12 protein-coding genes and 1 pseudogene are annotated in these 18,403 nt (G+C 64.2%); 8 read left to right on the top strand and 5 right to left on the bottom strand.

What is annotated here, in order from left to right; translation table 11 throughout:
- Positions 1–37 precede the first annotated feature (37 nt).
- Both E1742_RS16970 and E1742_RS16965 read left to right on the top strand, forming a co-directional pair.
- Complete coding sequence (locus tag E1742_RS16970; RefSeq protein WP_134386159.1) at positions 38–925, top strand: ArgP/LysG family DNA-binding transcriptional regulator; 888 nt, start codon at positions 38–40, stop codon at positions 923–925.
- 186 nt (positions 926–1,111) lie between these two features.
- Positions 1,112–1,765: a hypothetical protein gene (locus tag E1742_RS16965; RefSeq protein WP_134386158.1), complete on the top strand. Its 654-nt coding sequence runs from the start codon at positions 1,112–1,114 to the stop codon at positions 1,763–1,765.
- A 15-nt stretch (positions 1,766–1,780) separates the two neighbouring features.
- Here E1742_RS16965 and E1742_RS16960 read toward each other — a convergent pair whose 3' ends face one another.
- The gene (locus tag E1742_RS16960; protein WP_134386157.1) at positions 1,781–3,802 is read right to left on the bottom strand and encodes a primosomal protein N'; all 2,022 of its coding nucleotides are present in this window, start codon (positions 3,800–3,802) and stop codon (positions 1,781–1,783) included.
- A gap of 655 nt (positions 3,803–4,457) precedes the next feature.
- Positions 4,458–5,534, bottom strand: coding sequence for a uroporphyrinogen decarboxylase (hemE, locus tag E1742_RS16955; protein WP_134386156.1), 1,077 nt, complete (start codon positions 5,532–5,534; stop codon positions 4,458–4,460).
- A gap of 76 nt (positions 5,535–5,610) precedes the next feature.
- Here hemE and E1742_RS16950 point away from each other — a divergent pair, with 76 nt between their 5' ends.
- The 6 genes from E1742_RS16950 (at position 5,611) to E1742_RS16925 (ending at position 15,922) form a co-directional block, all read left to right on the top strand.
- The gene (locus E1742_RS16950; RefSeq protein WP_134386155.1) at positions 5,611–7,536 is read left to right on the top strand and encodes an alpha/beta hydrolase family protein; all 1,926 of its coding nucleotides are present in this window, start codon (positions 5,611–5,613) and stop codon (positions 7,534–7,536) included.
- Positions 7,537–11,706, top strand: coding sequence for a DEAD/DEAH box helicase (locus E1742_RS16945; RefSeq protein ID WP_134386154.1), 4,170 nt, complete (start codon positions 7,537–7,539; stop codon positions 11,704–11,706).
- 75 nt (positions 11,707–11,781) lie between these two features.
- Positions 11,782–12,144, top strand: a complete 363-nt coding sequence (locus E1742_RS16940; protein ID WP_134386153.1) for a hypothetical protein — start codon at positions 11,782–11,784, stop codon at positions 12,142–12,144.
- Positions 12,145–12,195: 51 nt separating this feature from the next.
- Positions 12,196–12,672: a hypothetical protein gene (locus E1742_RS16935; RefSeq protein WP_134386152.1), complete on the top strand. Its 477-nt coding sequence runs from the start codon at positions 12,196–12,198 to the stop codon at positions 12,670–12,672.
- 124 nt (positions 12,673–12,796) lie between these two features.
- Positions 12,797–14,674 (top strand): DUF885 domain-containing protein, encoded by a 1,878-nt coding sequence (locus tag E1742_RS16930; protein WP_134386151.1) that lies wholly within the window; start codon positions 12,797–12,799, stop codon positions 14,672–14,674.
- Between the two features lie 330 nt (positions 14,675–15,004).
- A complete protein-coding gene (locus E1742_RS16925; RefSeq protein ID WP_229466038.1) occupies positions 15,005–15,922 on the top strand; it encodes a CsgG/HfaB family protein in 918 nt (305 codons plus the stop codon).
- A 47-nt stretch (positions 15,923–15,969) separates the two neighbouring features.
- Here E1742_RS16925 and E1742_RS16920 read toward each other — a convergent pair.
- The 3 genes and pseudogenes from E1742_RS16920 to E1742_RS16910 form a co-directional block, all read right to left on the bottom strand.
- Positions 15,970–16,589, bottom strand: a pseudogene (locus E1742_RS16920) (flavin reductase family protein).
- A gap of 282 nt (positions 16,590–16,871) precedes the next feature.
- Positions 16,872–17,564, bottom strand: a complete 693-nt coding sequence (locus tag E1742_RS16915) for a type 1 glutamine amidotransferase domain-containing protein (RefSeq protein ID WP_134386150.1) — start codon at positions 17,562–17,564, stop codon at positions 16,872–16,874.
- A 99-nt stretch (positions 17,565–17,663) separates the two neighbouring features.
- Positions 17,664–18,269, bottom strand: coding sequence for a TetR/AcrR family transcriptional regulator (locus E1742_RS16910; protein WP_134386149.1), 606 nt, complete (start codon positions 18,267–18,269; stop codon positions 17,664–17,666).
- Positions 18,270–18,403: the final 134 nt, after the last annotated feature.

The raw sequence follows: 18,403 nt of genomic DNA, 5'->3' as shown, positions 1-18,403 counted from the left end.
GCTTGCTTATAATTATTGTTAACTATAAGCTCTCCTTATGGACCCACTCGATTATCGCGCCCTTGCGGTGCTGGACGCCGTCGCCACCCACGGCAGTTTCGACAAAGCCGCTGCGGCGCTCGGCATCAGCCAGCCTGCCGTCTCCCAGCGCATCAAGGCACTCGAGGATGCTGCCGGGCGCTTGCTGATCGTGCGCAGCGCGCCGGCCGTCCCGACGGGACTGGGCCAGCGGCTGATCAGTCACTACCGCAACGTGAAATTGATGGAGGCGACGCTGGACATCGACCTGGGCAAGCCGGTCAGCATGCCTGGGCTGTCGATTGCCGTGGAAGGCGCCAGTCTCGCGACGTGGTTCCCGCTGTGCCTGCCGCCGTTGCTGGCGCCGCCACGCTGCCAGCTCGACGTCCAGCAGACCGACCAGGCCGGGGCGCTGCACCGGCTGCGCGAAGGCAGCGTCTTCGGCGCCGTCGTCATTGACGACGGTGCGGAACTGAAAGGGCTGAACGGCACGCCGCTGGGTGCAATGCGCTATGTCTGCGTGGCAACGCCCGCGTTTGCCGCACATTGGTTCGGCGACGGTTTTACGCGCGAGGCCGTGCAACTGGTCCCCGCCGCTATCCACGACCGCGAACTGATGGCACGCTTCCTGGCCGAACACCTTGCCGCGGCAGGACCGTTCCCCCACCACACGCTGCCGCTGTCGACGGCGCTGAACGACGCCATCCTGGGCGGCCAGGCATACGGCCTGCTGCCGTACCTGCAGGCGGCGCACGCACTGGCGCAGGGTGCCCTGGTGGACCTGCTGCCGGCTGCATATGTCGACGTGCCGCTGGTCTGGCAGGCGTGGGAGCTCGACACGCCATTCACAAGGGCGTTGACGGAGCAGGTGGTGGCGGTGGGGCGGAAGTACCTGGTGCAGGAGTGAGCGTTCGCTATACGCCTGCATGAAATGTGACAAACCCGCCGAAGCGGGTTTGTCTGAATCGGGGTGGTCCCGCGAACGGGACCAGAACTGACCTGGTGTCATCACCGGTATGGAGGCCGGGAGAGGACAAGCTCAGGGCTGCGCTCCAAGTATACCATTGTTTATCATTGAATCGGAGATGATGCCATGGATTGGACAGACCTCGAAAAGCACTTTTCCCATGCCCGCCTCGGCCGATACCGCGCTTCATGCGGAGGCGATCCGGTCAAAGCCGCGCATGCCTATGCCAACAATCTGTTACTGGCCGAGGCAATGATGCCAATGCTCAGCGTGCTTGAGATCGCGCTCAAAAACGGCATTCATCGACATCTGTCAACGCTCTATCAGCGTGGCGACTGGTGGGAAACATGGAGCGGCGCCCCGTTATTCACACGACAGCTGGATGAAGTTGTGGCTGCGCGCGCAAAACTGCAGCGGCGCAACGAGCAGACTACGGCAGACAAGATAATTGCCGAGCTCGCTTTCGGATTCTGGAGTTCGCTGTTCAACAAGAGCTTTCAAGGCACCCTCTGGCATGAACTACGTCTCGTATTCCCACGATGCCCCCGGCACCAACGACAGCGTCACACGATATCAGCTGCCCTGAATCAGATTCGGGCTTTGCGAAATCGCGTCTTTCATCACGAGCAGCTGCTCTGGCTTACGCCATCGCTGCTTGATCTGCACGGCAAAGGCGTGGAAGTGATTGGCTGGCTTGATCCCAAACTCGTCCCTTGGTTGGCTGGCATGGACCGTCTACCGATCATATGGGCTGCAACCCAGGTGAACTTGCGCCCGTAACGTCGTCTCCGTCGATCAGATATCCACCGGATCCACCTCCAGCGACCACTTCACCCGCGACTTCATCTCCCGCAGCCGCGTCATCCACACCTTCAGGAACGCCTGCAACGCCGGACGCGACGGCGATTCCACCAGCAGCTGCGCCCGGTCCACGTTGTAGACGCGCGTCATGCTCATCGGGATCGGGTCGTTGATCGTGATGCCTTCGTGCGGCACGCAGTCGCGTGCGGCCGTCAGGAATTCCAGTGCCTTGGCCAGCTCCGGCGCTTCGGCGCGCAGCATCGCCTGGTACAGGAAGGGCGGCAAGCCCGCCTGCTCGCGCTCGGCCAGCAGTGCCGTGGCGAAGCGGTCGTAGTCGTGGTTGACGACGGCGCCGTACAGCGGGTGCTCCGGATAGCGCGTCTGGATCAGCACTTCGCTGGCGCTGCCGCCTTCCGTCTGCGCCGTGCGGCCCGCCCGGCCGGCCACCTGCATCAGCTGCGCGAACAGGCGTTCGCTGGCGCGGTAGTCGTGCGAGAACAGCGCGGTGTCCGGGTTCAGGATACCGACCAGCGTGAGCTTTTTGAAATCGTGGCCCTTGGCGACCATCTGGGTGCCGATCAGGATGTCCACGTCGCCCCGGTGCACCGTCTCGAACGCTTCCTGCGCACTGCCCTTGCGGCGCGTGGAGTCGGCATCGATGCGCAGGATGCGCGCTGCCGGGAACATCTGCTGCAGCCCTTCTTCCACCCGCTGCGTGCCCCGCCCCAGCGGCTGCAGGTCGATATTGCCGCACGTGGGGCAGTGACGAGGGATGCGCATTTCGAGGCTGCAGTGGTGGCAGCGCAGCTTGTGTTCGCCCTTGTGCAGCACCATGAACGCCGTGCAGCGCAGGCAGTCGCTGACCCAGCCGCACGATTCGCAGCAGATCACGGGCGAGTACCCGCGCCGGTTCAGGAACAGCAGCGACTGCTCGCCGCGGTCCAGGCGCAGCTTCAATGCATCGATGAGGGGCTGCGTCAGGCCGTCGCGCGGCTTGTCGTGCTCCAGGTTGATCAGTTTCACGGCTGGCAGCGTGGCCTGGCTGACGGCGCGCTGCTTCAGCTCCAGCTTCCGGTAGCGCCGCGCCTGCGCGTGGTGCCACGATTCCAGCGAAGGCGTCGCCGAGCCCAGCACCACGGGAATCTTTAGTTGCCATGCGCGCCACACGGCGAGGTCGCGCGCCGAGTAGCGCAAACCTTCCTGCTGCTTGTACGACGGATCGTGTTCCTCGTCGATGACGATCAGTTTCAGGTGCGGCAGCGAGGCCAGGATCGCCAGGCGCGTGCCCAGCACGATGCGGGCCTTGCCCTGGTGCGCCGCCAGCCAGTGCAACGTGCGCTCGCCTTCGGCCAGGCTGCTGTGCAAGGTGGCCAGCATCACGCCGGGGAAACGCGCGCTGATGTTCGCTTCCAGTTGCGGCGTCAGGTTGATTTCCGGGACGAGGATCAGGATCTGCCCGTCCGGCTCGCGTGCCAGCACCTGCGCGCATGCCTGCAGATACACCTCCGTCTTGCCGCTGCCCGTCACGCCATACAGCAGGATCGGCGCGAAGCCTGCCGCGCCGGCAATCGCGTCCGCCGCCGCCTGCTGGTCCGCGTTCAGCGTCGGCATGCCGACCGGCGTGGCATCGTGCGTATCCGTGACCTTGGCAAGCTTCTTGATCGCGCGATCCAGCGCCACGGTCGTCGCCACCCGCAGGTTCTTCGGAACGCCCGGCAGCGCCACTTCGCCCAATGGCCGCTGGTAATACTCGGCCGCAAAGGCTGCCAGCGCCAGCCACTGTGCGGACAACGGTGCCAGCTGCGTGCGCACTGCCAATGCATCCTTCAGCTTTTCCTCGGGCACATCCGTGGTCGTGCCGACGGCAACGATCAGTCCGACGACCTCGCGCGGGCCGAACGGCACCAAGGCCAGTTGGCCGACCTGCGGCAGGTTTGCGGGATCGCAAACCCAGCGATAGTCGAATACAGCGTTGAGCGGCGTGTCTAGCGCGATTTGAAGAATGCAGAGGGTCATCTAGTCAGCAATGAACTATCCACAAATTCTGGGGATAACTTTGTGGACATTGCGCCGACAATCCCTCGGCGCAACGCGATCAAACAGGTTCTTCAGGCCCGGATAGCCCAAATTTCACATTTTTTATGCTTTAAAATCAGCAGGTTATAAAACCGTTCCCAGAGCGGGCAAAACGCACGAATTTTTAATCTTTCTGTGCATAAGTACCTTTGCCAAATTCAGGATCGGACGCCCCCACGCGATTTTCGCCTGAGAACGGGGCAGTTCGTACCGGCCTGTTGCTAAACCCGAACCGAACATTGTAGCAATGAAATTTGCAACTTAGTTTGCGGCGGCGCAATAAACTGCTGCCACCTTGGGTGCTCAATAATTGTGCATTGCAGCAGTTAATCGCTCCTCCAGCGATAACTCCCGGTTTACAAAGTGCTTTTCATATTTTTCCACAGTTTTTGTGGATAACTTTGTGGAGAATACTTCGGCAACCTCTGCAAAGCACAGCTTCAGCGTTTACTTAATGCAAAGCATCGGTCTTGCAATCTGAGGAAAAAGTCAGGCAAATCAAACAGTTACAGCAAAGTGGCTAGCCAAGAAAAATCGACTGCCTTTTCCTTTGGCAACCGAAAAAATTGTGCATAAGTTGGGTTTGCCTGTGGACTTATCCGGGCCGGCGCAGGTCGCGGCTGACGCTGTGAACCGTTTCCACCATGACGGTGACGGACTCGGGCGGCGTGAACTGCGAAATGCCGTGGCCCAGGTTGAAGACGTGGCCTGGATGGTTACCGAACGACTGCAAGACACGCGTCACTTCGGCACGGATCTGCTCCGGCTGGGCAAACAGGATGGCGGGATCGAGATTACCCTGCAGCGCCACTTTATCGCCTACCGCGGCGCGAATCTTGCCGACGTCGGCCGTCCAGTCCAACCCGATCGCATCGGCGCCGATGGCGGCGATTTCCTCGGCCCAGTGGGCGCCGCCCTTGGTAAAGACAATGGCCGGAATGCGTACGCCGTCTTGTTCACGTTTCAGCTGAGAAACAACCTTCTGCATGTATTGCAGCGAGAACTGCTGGTAGGCGCCATCGGCCAGGGCACCGCCCCACGAATCGAACACCATCACGGCCTGCGCGCCGGCATCGATCTGCGCATTCAGGTATTGCGCCACCGCGCGCGCGTTCGTTTCCAGGATGTGATGCATCAGGTCCGGACGGCTGTACAGCATCTTCTTGATCGTGTGGAACTCGCGCGAGCCCTGCCCTTCGACCATGTAGCACGCCAGCGTCCACGGGCTGCCGGAAAAGCCGATCAGCGGCACGCGGCCATTGAGCGCCGTACGGATCTGCGTGACAGCCTTGAAGACGTAATCGAGCGAACCCGGCTCCGGCTGGCGCAGCGCCAGTACATCGCCTTCGGTCTTCAACGGGCGCTGGAACTTCGGTCCCTCGCCCTCGACGAAATACAGGCCCAGGCCCATCGCATCCGGCACCGTCAGGATGTCGGAGAACAGGATCGCCGCGTCCAGCGGGTAGCGGTCGATCGGCTGCAGCGTCACTTCCGTCGCCAGGTCGGGATTGGTGGCCAGGCCCATGAACGAGCCGGCCTTCTGGCGCGTGGCGCGGTATTCCGGCAGGTAGCGGCCCGCCTGGCGCATCAGCCACACGGGCGTGTAGTCGGTCGGCTGGCGCAGCAGCGCACGCAGGAAGGTGTCGTTCTGGAGCGGGGCGAATTGTGGCATGGGCTGGGAGCAAAAGGGGGGCGAAAGACGGTATTATCGCATCCCCGCCGTCAATTTACCGCGATTGGAACACCCTATGACCACCCTGACCGCCCCCTTCGGAACCTGGCCTTCGCCCATCACCGCGGCCGTTGTCGCGGCCGGCGCCACGCCGCTGTCGTCCCTGGCAATCGCCGGGCACGACATCTTCTGGCTGGCAGGCCGGGCCAGCGAGGCTGGGCGCAACACGCTGCTGCGCCTGCACGGGGAACGGATCGGCGAACTGACGCCCTCCCCGCTGAACGTGCGCACCCGCGTGCACGAATACGGCGGCGGCGCGTACGCCGTGGCGGGCGACACGGTGTTCTTCTCCCACTTTGCGGACAATCGGCTGTATCGCCAGGCCGGCGACGGGGCGGCGGAACCGTTTACCCACCCGGGCACCGCGCGCTTCGCCGACTTCGTCGTGGACGCCACCCGCCAGCGCCTTGTCGCCGTGCGCGAACTGCATCCTGCCGAAGGCCACGGCCAGCCGGAAAACACGCTGTGCGCCGTTGGCTTCGATGGCAGCGAAACGGTACTGACCCGGAGTCATGATTTTTACTCGTCGCCACGGCTGTCGCCGGACGGCAGGCAGCTGGCCTGGCTGACGTGGGACCACCCGCGCATGCCATGGCAGGGCACGCAATTGTGGCTGGCCGACGTCCAGCCGGATGGGGCGCTGTCCGCGCCCACGCTGATCGCCGGGGGCGACGACGAATCGATCTGCCAGCCCGAATGGGCGCCCAACGGCCGGCTGGTGTTCGTCTCCGACCGCAGCGGCTGGTGGAACCTGTACCGCGTCGACGGCACCGACATCACGCCGCTGTGCCCTCTCGCGGCGGAATTCGGCATGCCCCACTGGACGTTCGGGAACAGCATGTACGGCTTCCTGCGCGGTGGCGACATCGTCTGCACGTATATCGACAAGGGGGTCAGCCGCCTGGCGCGCCTGGCCGTCGATACCGGCACGCTGACGCCGATCGCCAATCCGTACGACGAGATCCGCGAGCTGAAAGTGGGCGACGGCTTTGCCGTCCTGCTGGGCGGCGGGCCGACCATCGCCGCCGAACTGGCCCGCATCGACCTGTCCAACGGCGAGGTGGAAGTGCTGGCGCGCTCGATCGAACAGCTCCTTGAGGTGGGCTATCTGTCGGTGCCGGAAAGCGTCAGCTACCCCAGCGCAAACGGCCGCACCGCCTACGCGTTCTTCTACCCGCCGACGAACCGGGACGTGCAGGCGCCCGCTGGCGAGAAACCGCCCGTCATCGTCATCGGCCATGGCGGCCCGACCAGCATGGCGGCCAGCACGCTGAAACTGGCCACGCAATACTGGACCAGCCGCGGCTTCGGTGTGCTGGACGTCAACTACGGCGGCAGCACGGGGTTCGGGCGCGCCTACCGCGACGCACTGAAGGGCCAATGGGGCATCGTCGACGTCGAGGACTGCATCGCCGGTGCGCAGCACCTGGTGCAGACCGGCCGCGCCGACGGCGAGCGGCTGATCATTCGCGGCGGCAGCGCCGGCGGCCTGACGACCTTGTGCGCGCTGACGTTCCATGACGTCTTCAAGGTAGGCGCCAGTTATTACGGCGTCTCGGACCTGCAAGGGCTGGACGACGACTCGCACAAGTTCGAATCGCACTACAACGAATACCTGATCGCACCGCAGCCGCAGGCCAGGGAGATCTACCGTCAGCGCTCGCCGATCAACCATACGGACCTTCTGTCCCGGCCGATGATCTTCTTCCAGGGCCTGGACGACAAGGTGGTGCCGCCGCAGCAATCCGAATCGATGGTCAAGGCGCTGCAGGGGCGCGGCATCCCCGTCGCCTACGTGCCGCTGGAAGGCGAAGGCCACGGCTTCCGCAAGGCCGAGAACATCGTCCGCACGCTGGAAGCGGAACTGTATTTCTACCGCCGCATCTTTGGCCTGCACGAAGGTTCCGACAGCGCCGTCACGATCCACAATCTGCAGGACTAAATGCCCGACACGCTGCAAGCCGAATTCGAAGGCCTCGACCTCGCCGAAAAAGCCATCCTTGCCCTTCTTGCGCTGATCGGCGACCCGGTCGGGCGCACCGCCCTGCTCGACATGATGACGGCCGCCGGCGTCCCGAACGCCGACGGCAGCCGGCTGACGGTCGCCACGCTGGACGATCACGCCGTCAAGCTGGAACGGCTGGCCTTCATCACGCTGGTGGTGGGACGCGGCTACGTTTGCAACGCCAAGGTGCGCTGGCCGGCGCTTCGCGCCGCCATCGGCGCCCATCTGCTGCAGGACCTTTGTAAAGCCTACGAAGCGCAGAACCCGATGCGCCAGAGCTGGAACGGCAACGTCGAGCCGCGCAGCTACCGCCACGGCGTGGCGCGGCTGCGCATGGCGCTGCTGCGCGGCCTGCCGCCGCCGGACGTGCTGCCGCTGCTGACGGCCTGCATGTCCTGCTACGAAGCGGCGCAGCTGCACCCCATCGTCGACATCTTCAGCCGGCCGTTCGAGCCGGGCATGCTGCTGCTGGTGCACCCGGTCCTGCAGGACGACGTGCTGATGCTGCTGTTGCAGCACTCGCAGCGCGAACCGGCGCTGGCGCCGGCCGTGCGCGGCTTCGCCGAACGCCATTTCGAACGGCGTGTCACGTCCGACGGCAACGTCAGCCCGGCACTGCGCCTGGCGCTGGCCGAGCAGGCCATCTTGTGCGGCCAGCTGGCCAACGCGGTGCGCTACCTGGAAGGCGGCGAAGGCGCGCTGGCGCTGTTCTTCGCCAGCGCGATCCAGGTCCTGCGCGGACAGACCGGCGATGCGGTCGGCGGCTTCGAGACGGCACTCAAAGCCACGCGGCGCGAATCGGGCAAGCGCAAACAGGTCTTCCAGGGCATCGGCGGCTACTTATATATCCTGGCCCTGCTGCGCGGCGGCGAGCCGAAACACCTCAAGGCGGCGGAAAGCTATCTGGACGTGGCCGTGCACGCCCAGCACAATCCCGATACGCCCGTGTACACGCAACTGTCGATGCTGCGCCAGGTGCGCGCGGGAACCATGCAGACGGACGTCATCGTCTCGCGCGGCTGGGAGGACCCGGGCCGCGCATCGTTGCTGGCGCAGTTGTTCCAGGCCTTGCTGTACTACTGGCTGGCGCTGCCGCAGCTGAAGCAGCGCACGGCGGAACTGAAGGATCTGGTGCAGGCGGCCGACAGCGCCGGTTTCACGCTGCTGTCGTGCCAGGCCGAGACGCTGCTGGGCCACCTGGGCGACGAGGCGGCGGGCCAGCGGGCTGCGGCGCAGCGCACGAGTCTTGGCCTGCCGGACATGACGACGTGGTTCGAGCGCGAGGAAGCGTGGCAGCGCCAGCTGGCGGCGCTGATCAACCTGAATCAGGGCGGCGGCGGCGACGTCGGCGAAACACGCCTCGTCTGGACGATCAACTACAGCCCCCACGTGGGCGTGACGGAGATCGAGCCGCGCGAGCAGAAGCGCGATGCGCGCGGCCAATGGGGCAAGGGCCGGGCAATGGGCCTGCGCCGCCTGCGCGAGGAAACGGCGCAACTGACGTTCCTGACGCCGCAGGACCTGCGCATCGCCAGCCATATCCTGCCGTCGCGCCAGCAGTATTCGTCCGGCCTGCGGTACGACATCGACGTCGACGCCGCGCTGCCGGCGCTGGTCGGTCACCCGCTCGTGTTCTGGGCCGAGGCGCCGGACACGCGCGTGGAGCTGCTGGCGGCCGAACCGGAACTGCTGATCCGGCGCCGCAACGGCGAACTGTGGCTGACGTTGCAGCCGGCGGTCACGGAGCCGCGCACCAACGTGATCGTCGTGCGCGAGGCGCCGAACCGCGTGCGCATCGTGACGATCAACGACGAACACCGGCGCATTGCCTCGATTGTTGGCGAAGGGCTGGCCGTGCCGGAGCACGCGCAGCAGCAGGTGCTGGCGGCCATCGGCAGCGTCTCGTCCGTCGTCACCGTGCAGTCCGATATCGGCGGCGGTGCCGTCAACGCCGAACAGGTCGACGCGGATGCGCGCCTGCACATCCACCTGTTCCCGTATCAGCAGGGCCTGAAGATGCAGGTGCAGGTGCGTCCGTTGCCCGTCGGCGCGTACTACGCGCCGGGCGCCGGCGCCGAAAGCGTCATCGCCGACGTGGGCGGCAAACCGGTGCAGGCGCGCCGCAACCTGGCCGGCGAGCGCGATGTGGAACGCCAGCTGATGCTGAAGTGCCCCGTGCTGGAACAGGTCGAACAGGAACACGGGGAATGGCTGATCGGCCAGCCGGCCCTGTGCCTGCAACTGCTGGCCGAACTGCAGGAAATCGAACCGGACAGGATCGTTGTCGCGTGGCCGGAAGGCGAAGCGTTCAAGGTCAGCAAGCCGATTCACACCAAGCAGCTGCGGCTGTCGATCAAGAGCAAGAAGGACTGGTTTGCCGCCAGCGGCCAGTTGCAGATCGATGAAGAAAAAGTCATGGATCTGCGCACGCTGCTCGACCTGATCCGCTCGGGGAAAAGCCGCTTCATCGAATTTGGCGACAAGCAGTATCTGGCGTTGTCGGAAGAGCTGTACCGCCGTCTGGCCGACCTGGGGGAATACGGCGAGGACGACGACGCCGGCGCGAAGGTCCATCAACTGGCGGCGTTCATGCTGGAAGAGCTGGCCGGCGAAGTGGGCGGGCTGGAGGCGGACAAACTGTGGCGGGCCCATATCGACCGCATCGCCGCGCAGGCCGCGTATCAGCCCCAACTGCCGACAACGTTGCAGGCCAACCTGCGCGACTATCAGCGCGAAGGCTTCGAATGGCTGGCGCGGCTGGCGCATTGGGGCGTCGGCGCCTGCCTGGCCGACGACATGGGTCTTGGCAAGACGCTGCAGGCGCTGGCGCTCGTGCTGCTGCGCGCACCGGGCGGCCCGGCGCTGGTGGTCGCACCCACGTCCGTCTGCCTGAACTGGGCCAGCGAAGCGGCGCGCTTCGCGCCCACGCTCAACGTGCGCATGTTCGGCGCGGGCGACCGCGCCGATACCATCGACAGCGCCGGGCCGTTCGACCTCGTCATCGTCAGCTACGGCCTGCTGCAGCTGGAATCCGAACGTTTTACGAAGCAGCGCTGGCACACGGTCGTGCTGGACGAAGCGCAAGCCATCAAGAACGCTGCCACCAAACGGTCGCAGGCCGTGATGGCGCTGCAGGCGGACTTTCGCATGGTCGCAACCGGCACGCCACTGGAAAACCACCTGGGCGAACTGTGGAACCTGTTTCGCTTCATCAATCCGGGGTTACTGGGATCGCTGGACCAGTTCAATCTGCGCTTTGCCGGTCCCATCGAACGCCAGCAGGATCACCGCGCCGAAGTGGGCGCGCGCAACCGGCTGCGCCGGCTGATTGCACCGTTCATCCTGCGCCGGACCAAGGCGCAGGTGCTGACCGAGCTGCCGGCGCGGACGGAAATCGTGCAGGAGGTGGATCTGTCGGCCGAGGAAATGGCGCTGTACGAATCGCTGCGCCGCGAAGCGCTGGAAAAGCTGGCCGCGATCGACGTCCCCGTCGACAAGAAATCGATGGCGATCCTGGCCGAGATCATGAAGCTGCGCCGCGCCTGCTGCAATCCGAACCTGGTGGCGCCGGGACTCAAACTGGCCAGCAGCAAGCTGGCGGCCTTTGCCACGCTGCTGGAAGGCCTGCTGGAAAACCGCCACAAGGTGCTGGTGTTCAGCCAGTTCGTCGATCACCTGTCGCTGATCCGCGCCCACCTGGACGCCCAGGGGGTGAAGTACCAGTACCTGGATGGCGCCACGCCGATGGCCGCTCGCAAGCAGCGGGTCGACGCGTTCCAGGCGGGCGAAGGCGACGTGTTCCTTATCAGCCTGAAGGCCGGCGGGGTCGGCATCAACCTGACGGCGGCCGATTACGTGATCCACATGGACCCATGGTGGAACCCGGCCGTGGAAGACCAGGCGTCGGACCGCGCCCACCGCATGGGCCAGCAGCGGCCCGTGACGATCTACCGGCTGGTGGCGCGCCATACGATCGAGGAAGGCATCGTCGACCTGCACGGCAAGAAGCGCGAGCTGGCCGACAGCCTGCTGGACGGCAGCGACACGGCCGCGCGCATGACGGCCGACGACATGCTGGCGATGCTGCAGGAAGGGATGCGGCGCTGACTGTTGCCTGAGGCTAAGCGAGCGCTGTCCAACGCAGCAGCGGGCTATCATGGCGCCAACCGAAAGGAGTCCATCATGGCCGATACTTTAGTACGTGTTTTCGACAGTTTTGACGTGGCAGAACAGGCACGCGCGGCGCTGCTGGCCGCCGGTTTCAGTGCGGAAGATGTTTCGATGGAGTCGACCGGCGACGAAGCCGGTCCCGTCCAGGGCAACTTTGCGCTGGACCTGACCAACAAGGACACGCCCGCGCGCGGCAGTGTCAACCGGCAGTCCAGCAATTCGGAGCTGCGCACCGTCGTGCACCGCAATACCTGCATCCTGCAGGTGGCAGTGGAAAACGACCGTGACGGCGCCCGGGCCGCCGGTGTGCTGGACCAGTACGCCGGCAGCGACGTCGCCAGGTCGTCGGACAGCCATCACAAACCCGTCCCGTGACGGCGGGCGCACCGGCTCGACGGCCCCGGCCATTCCATGCAATGATTATGCATGGAACAAGATAACTCTCCTGCCGGACACGGTGTCCCGCTGTGCCACAAGGCCTGGACGGCCTACACGAGCTGCGTCATCCTGATTGTCCTGATGATCTTCGTGCTGCGGCTCGCCTTCAATTATTCGGAGCTGGCCGCCGCAGGCGTGCTGGGCGTCTCGACTTTGCTGATCGGCTACCGCATCCTGCTGATCCGCAGCGTGCAGCTGTACTACGACGACGTGGGCGTCTGGGTCTATTCCGGCATCCTGCCGTGGCAGCGCGGCGTGCGCGGCGTCAAGTGGCGCGACATGGATGAAGCGACGTATGTGACGTCCTTCTGGAGCTGGCTGCTGCGCTCGTACACCATGCGGGTGGGCCACCGCTTCACGAAGGCAGGCGAAATCCGTCTGACCCACATGGCGCGCGGCAAGGCCGCCGTGGCGATCCTCAACGAGCGGCACCAGCAGCTGATCCGCAGCGGACGTCTGGCCTGAGCCTTCTCCCAGCCTTTGTAGCGGCGTGTAACACATCCCTCTCGGCAGCACGGAATAGTGATAATCTTGCACGCTGCAAACACGGGCGGGCTGTCGTGCGCCCCATCTTCACAAGGTTCCACTGATGATCAAGACAAAACTCGCGCTGGCCGCAATCATGCTGAGCATGGCATTCGCGCCGGCCGAAGCGGCGAAAAAGCCGCAGAAAACCACCAAATCCAGCAAATCGGCGCCTGCCAAGGGTAAATCGGGCAAGGGCGGCAAGGCCAGGTCCGCCGCTGCCGTGGCCGCACCGGTCGCCGCCGCAGCGGCCGCAGCGGCCGTATCCAGCGAGCGCCGCCAGGATCGCGCCTTCGACCAACTGTCCAGCCAGTTCCTGACCGCGCTGTGGAAGATGGATCCGGAATCGGCCATCACCGTCGGCAAGTACGACACGGCCGCAACGCTGACCGTGCCCGACCTGGCCACGCGCCAGCTGCAACTGGCGTTCATCGAAAACTGGCAGCAGCGCTTTGCGAAAATCGACGCGCGCCAGCTGTCGCCACGCCAGCGCACCGACCTGGGCCTGCTGGTCAACAAGCTGAACTCGGACCGCTGGTACCTGACAACGTTCCGCGAATTCGAGTGGAACCCGGCGCTGTACAACATCGCCAGCCCGATCGACTATATCCTCCATACGGAATATGCGGCCAAGTCCCAGCGCCTGCGTACGCTGCTCAAGCGCATCGCCAACGTGCCGGCCTATTACGAAGCGGCGCGCAACAACATCAGCAACCCCACCCGCGAGCACACGCAACTGGCCGTGGCGCAGGCACCGGGCGTCATCGCCCTGCTGACGGAACTGGACAAGGAAGCGCAGGCGTCGAACCTGGCGGCCAACGAGAAGGGCCTGTTTGCCCAGCGCATCGCCGCCGCCAGGACGGCGGTGGAAGCCTATGCTGCCTGGCTGGGCGAACTGGACAAGACGCTGGCCACGACGGCCGCGCGCTCGTTCCGCATCGGCAAGGATCTGTACGAGCAGAAATTCGCCTTCGACATCCAGTCCGCCAGCACGGCCGAACAGACGTACCAGAAGGCCCTCGCCACGCGCGAGGAACTGCTGTCGAACATGGACCGGATCAGCGACGAACTGTGGCCGAAGTACCTGGCCGGCACGCCGAAACCGGCCGACCGTTACGCCAAGATTGGCCTGATGATCGACAAGCTGTCCAGCAACCACGTGCCGCGCGAGCGCTTTGTCGACGAAGTCAAGGCGCAGATTCCGCAACTGCAGGACTGGGTCAACAAGCATGACTTGCTGACCCTGGACTCGAACAAGCCGCTGGTCGTGCGTGAAACGCCGGCCTACCAGCGCGGCGTGGCCGGCGCCAGCATCGAGGCGCCGGGGCCGTACCGTCCGCAGGACCGCACCTACTACAACATCACGCCGCTGGACGACGCCACGCCCGAACAGGCCGAAAGCAGCCTGCGCGAATACAACCACTGGATCCTGCAGATCCTGAACATGCACGAAGCCATACCGGGCCACTACGCACAGCTGGTGTATGCGAATAAGTCGCCGTCGCTGGTGAAATCGATCTTCGGCAACGGCGCGATGATCGAAGGCTGGGCCGTCTACAGCGAACGGATGATGCTGGAATCGGGCTACGGCGAAAACGCACCCGAAATGTGGCTGATGTATTCGAAGTGGAACCTGCGCAGCGTGACGAACACCATCCTCGACTACAGCGTGCACGTGCTGGGCATGACGCGCGAACAGGCGCTCGACCTGCTGACGCGGCAGGCATTCCAGACGCAACAGGAAGCCAACGAGAAATGGCGCCGCGTTCAGCTGTCGTCCGTTCAGCTGACGAGCTACTTCAGCGGCTACAGCGAAATCATGGAACTGCGCGAGCAACGCCGCCAGGTGCTGGGCAGCAAATTCTCGCTGAAGGCATTCCATGAGGAATTCCTGAGCTACGGCAGCGCACCGGTCAAGGTCATCCGCGAGCTGATGCAGTAAGCAAAACCGGTGACAGGCTCCGAATATTCCAGGCGCTGACGGGTTTATCGGAGCCTGTCACCGGTTTTCTACCGAAGGCGTTGGCGGCGCCTCTTTTTGTTTACCTCAACAGGGCGGCGCACATGACGTTACAGGCGGTAGAAACCAGGGTAGCTTGCAAAGTTGAGCCACAGCCGCGCTCTTCATACACCGAATGCAATATTTCGTGTTGAGAGATATCACAAAATCTATTGATTTGAGACTATTGGTGAGAATTTAGGCGTCGCTAACATATTAAGATGTGCGCTTGTCAAAATTTCAGCAGCCTCCTCACTCGACGGAACCTCGCCAATGAACAACAACCTCTTCCCATCCCCGAAAATGACCAGAACGGCAGGCCAGATGCTGGTGTTGGGCGCCGTGCTCGCGCTGACCGGCTGCGCCGGCTCCGTGCCGACGCTGGGTGGCGCACCGACGGTTGCCACCGGCTCGGCCGGCGGCGCTACTGCGAACAACGCCAACACGCAGCTGGAAAAATGCGACCGTTCGCTCGGCACGCTGAGCGTGGTGGAAGACCAGGCATCGTCGTGGTACATCCAGCTGTCGCAATACAAGCTGGGCTCGACCGTGCCCGTACTGCGCAAGATGATCCAGCAGTCGAACTGCTTCGTGGTGGTGGAGCGTGGCGCTGCGATGAACAATGTGATGGCCGAGCGTGACCTGAATGCATCGGGCGAGATGCGCACCGGCAGCAACTTCGGCAAAGGCCAGATGGTGGCCGCCGACTACACGATGAGCCCGACCATCAATTTCAGCCAGAAGGGCACCCAGGGCATGGGCGGCGCGCTGGGCGGCTTCGGCCTGATCGGCAGCGTGGCCGGCATGGTTGCGGGCGGGATCAAGGCCAACGAAGCTTCCACGACACTCTTGATGATCGACAACCGTTCCGGCGTGCAGCTGGCCGCGGCAGAAGGCAGCGCCAAGAACTTCGACTTCAATATGTTCGGCGGCCTGTTCGGCGGCGGCGCCTTCGGTGCCGGCGGCGGTTATTCGAACACCCCGGAAGGCAAGATCCTGATCGCCGCCTTCATGGACTCGTACAACCAGCTGGTGCAGGCTGTGCGCAACTACAAGGCCCAGGAAGTGGCTGGTGGCCTGGGAACCGGCGGTGCGCTGGGGGTGCAGGGCGGCATCACGCCGCCGGCCGCCGCCGCGCTGGCGCCGGCGGGTGCCGCGAAGAAGAGCACGACCACCAAGAAAAAGAAGTAACAACGATCGGGGGCCTTGGCCCCCGTTTTTTTGCATCCCCGGCTTTGTCAGCGGGGGCGATGCATCCGGAACAGTCCTTCCGGTCCCACGGCAAAGTAATCGGCCGGACCGCCGCCGCGCAGGATATGGCCCGCATTGGCCGTGTCGTAGATGCCGTCCTTCAGCATCGCCTGCGCGATGTGCACCCCAACCACCTCCCCAGCACCAGCCACGTCGGCACCTTTTCGCCGTCGACTCCCTGCAGCTGCACGATCTGCGTCATGCGGCATTCGAACGAGACGGGGCTTTCGGCCACGCGCGGTACCGATATCACACGCGATGCGATTGGCGTCAGACCGGCCAGCGCGAACTCGTCGACGTCCGGCGGTACGGCCGCGCAGGTCTGGTTCATCGCCTCCGCAAGGTCGCGCGTGGCCAGGTTCCACACAAATTCGCCCGTCTGTTCGACGTTGCGCACCGTGTCCTTGTAGCCGATGCTGGCAAAGCCGACGATCGGCGGCGTGTAATTGAACGCGTTAAAGAAGCTGTAGGGCGCCAGGTTCAGGGCCCCGGCACTGTCGTGCGAGGAAATCCAGCCGATCGGACGGGGGCCGACAATGGCGTTGAAAGGGTCGTGCGGCAGTCCATGGCCTGCGCGCGGTTCGTAGAAGTGAATGGAATCGGGCATGTGCTGTTTCGGAGACGAGAGGTGGAACGATAGCAGCAATCGCCATTTCGTTCCGGCGCACCAGGCGCGAAGGCGTCGGCGGCAGGGCGCTGACGCACGCAAGCGTCGTCATGGATAGGGCGATGCCGCATACGCCGGCTAACCGGTAACGCCTTGCGCGCGCCGCCATACATCGTGGCGGGATCGACGGCGGTTCGAACAGCGAACTGTATGCCGGTTTTCCATGGTGATGGGCGGGGCTGGCGGACGCCCGCGTGGCGGGCATCCGCCGGGGTCGCGGGTTCAGGCGCCGGCGCGCTCGCGCAGCTGCGTTACCAGCAGGGCAGCCGCTTCGGCCGACGAAGCCGGGTTCTGGCCCGTGATCAGCAGGCCGTCGCGTACCACGTAGGACGCCCAGTCGTCGCCGCGGGAGAAGATGCCCCCGCCCGCTTTCAGTTCGTCCTCGACCAGGAACGGCACGATATCGGTCAGTTCCACTGCGGCTTCCTCGGTGTTGGTGAAACCGGTGACCTGCTTGCCTTCGACCAGCGGACGTCCGGCTGGCGTGCGTACATGGCGCAATACGCCCGGCGCATGGCAGACCAGCGCGACCGGCTTGTTCGCCGCCAGGAACGCTTCGATCAGCGCGATGGAGTCGCGGTCTTCGGCCAGGTCCCACAGCGGGCCGTGGCCGCCCGGGTAGAAAACGGTATCGAAGTCCGCTTGCGACACGCTGTCCAGGCGCACGGTGGCAGCCAGTTGCGCCGTCGCTTGCGCATCGGCTTCGAAGCGGCGGGTGAGGTCGGTCTGGAAGCCCGGTTCATTGCTTTTCGGGTCCAGCGGCGGCTGGCCTCCTTTGGGCGACGCCAGCACGATCTGCGCGCCCGCTTCCTTGAACGCGTAGTACGGCGCGGCCAGCTCTTCCAGCCAGAAACCGGTCTTGCGGCCAGTGTTGCCCAGTTGGTCATGCGAGGTCAGAACGATCAGAACTTTCATGGTGCTTCTCCTAAGTAGAGCCGTATAGTAGACCAGTCGTCTAAGGTTCGGCCAAAAAAAACACTTCACGAGGAAGCGGACAACAGCCTTGCTCCGGTGTTACGAAGCAAGGTGCAAAATCTGCCGGGTGGAGGCTAGCGCAGTCGCAAAAGGCGCCGTCGAGCGCTCGATCTTGACCATGATGCTGGCTCCCAGCCACAGCTGGTACAACGTGCGCGCCGCGTCGGCCGCGCTACCATCGATGTCAAGTGAGCCCTCACCCACCCCCGCTTCGATTGCCGCGGTGAGGCGGCCGACGATCCCATCCGTCCCGCGTCGCAATACCCGACGCATCGCTTCGGACAGGTCGGCCACCTCGGCGCCCAGCTTGACAGCCAGGCACTTGCCCTGGCAATCCTCGAACGATTGCGAGTCCTGCCACAGCTGAAAGTAACTCATCAGGCGCTGCGCCATCGTCAGGCCCGGCGCTGCCATGGTCCGGTCGATCTCGGCCAGGTAATCGTCAAAATAGTTCTGCAGCAGCGCTTCGCCGAAAGCATCCTTCGAGCCGAAGTAATGGTAGAACGAGCCCTTCGGCACACCTGCTGCCGTCAGGATTTCATTCAGCCCCACCGCCGAGTAACCCTTGCCAGCCATGATGCGCTGACCCGTCGCCAGGATATTGGCGCGAACGTCGGTGGCTGGGTTGGTGGTGGCGCTGTTCATGGGTTGGACTATAAACCAGATTAGACCGGTCGTCTACAACTATCTTTATGAACTTCGATAAAAGCTTTCTTGAGGAAAGAGTGCCGGAAATCGGAGACTGTCCCCCGATTTTTGAAATTTTCGATAAAACACGA

The sequence above is a fragment of the Pseudoduganella plicata genome (assembly GCF_004421005.1).
GTDB lineage: Bacteria > Pseudomonadota > Gammaproteobacteria > Burkholderiales > Burkholderiaceae_D > Rugamonas > Rugamonas plicata.
This window is presented reverse-complemented; position numbering and strand designations above follow the sequence as displayed.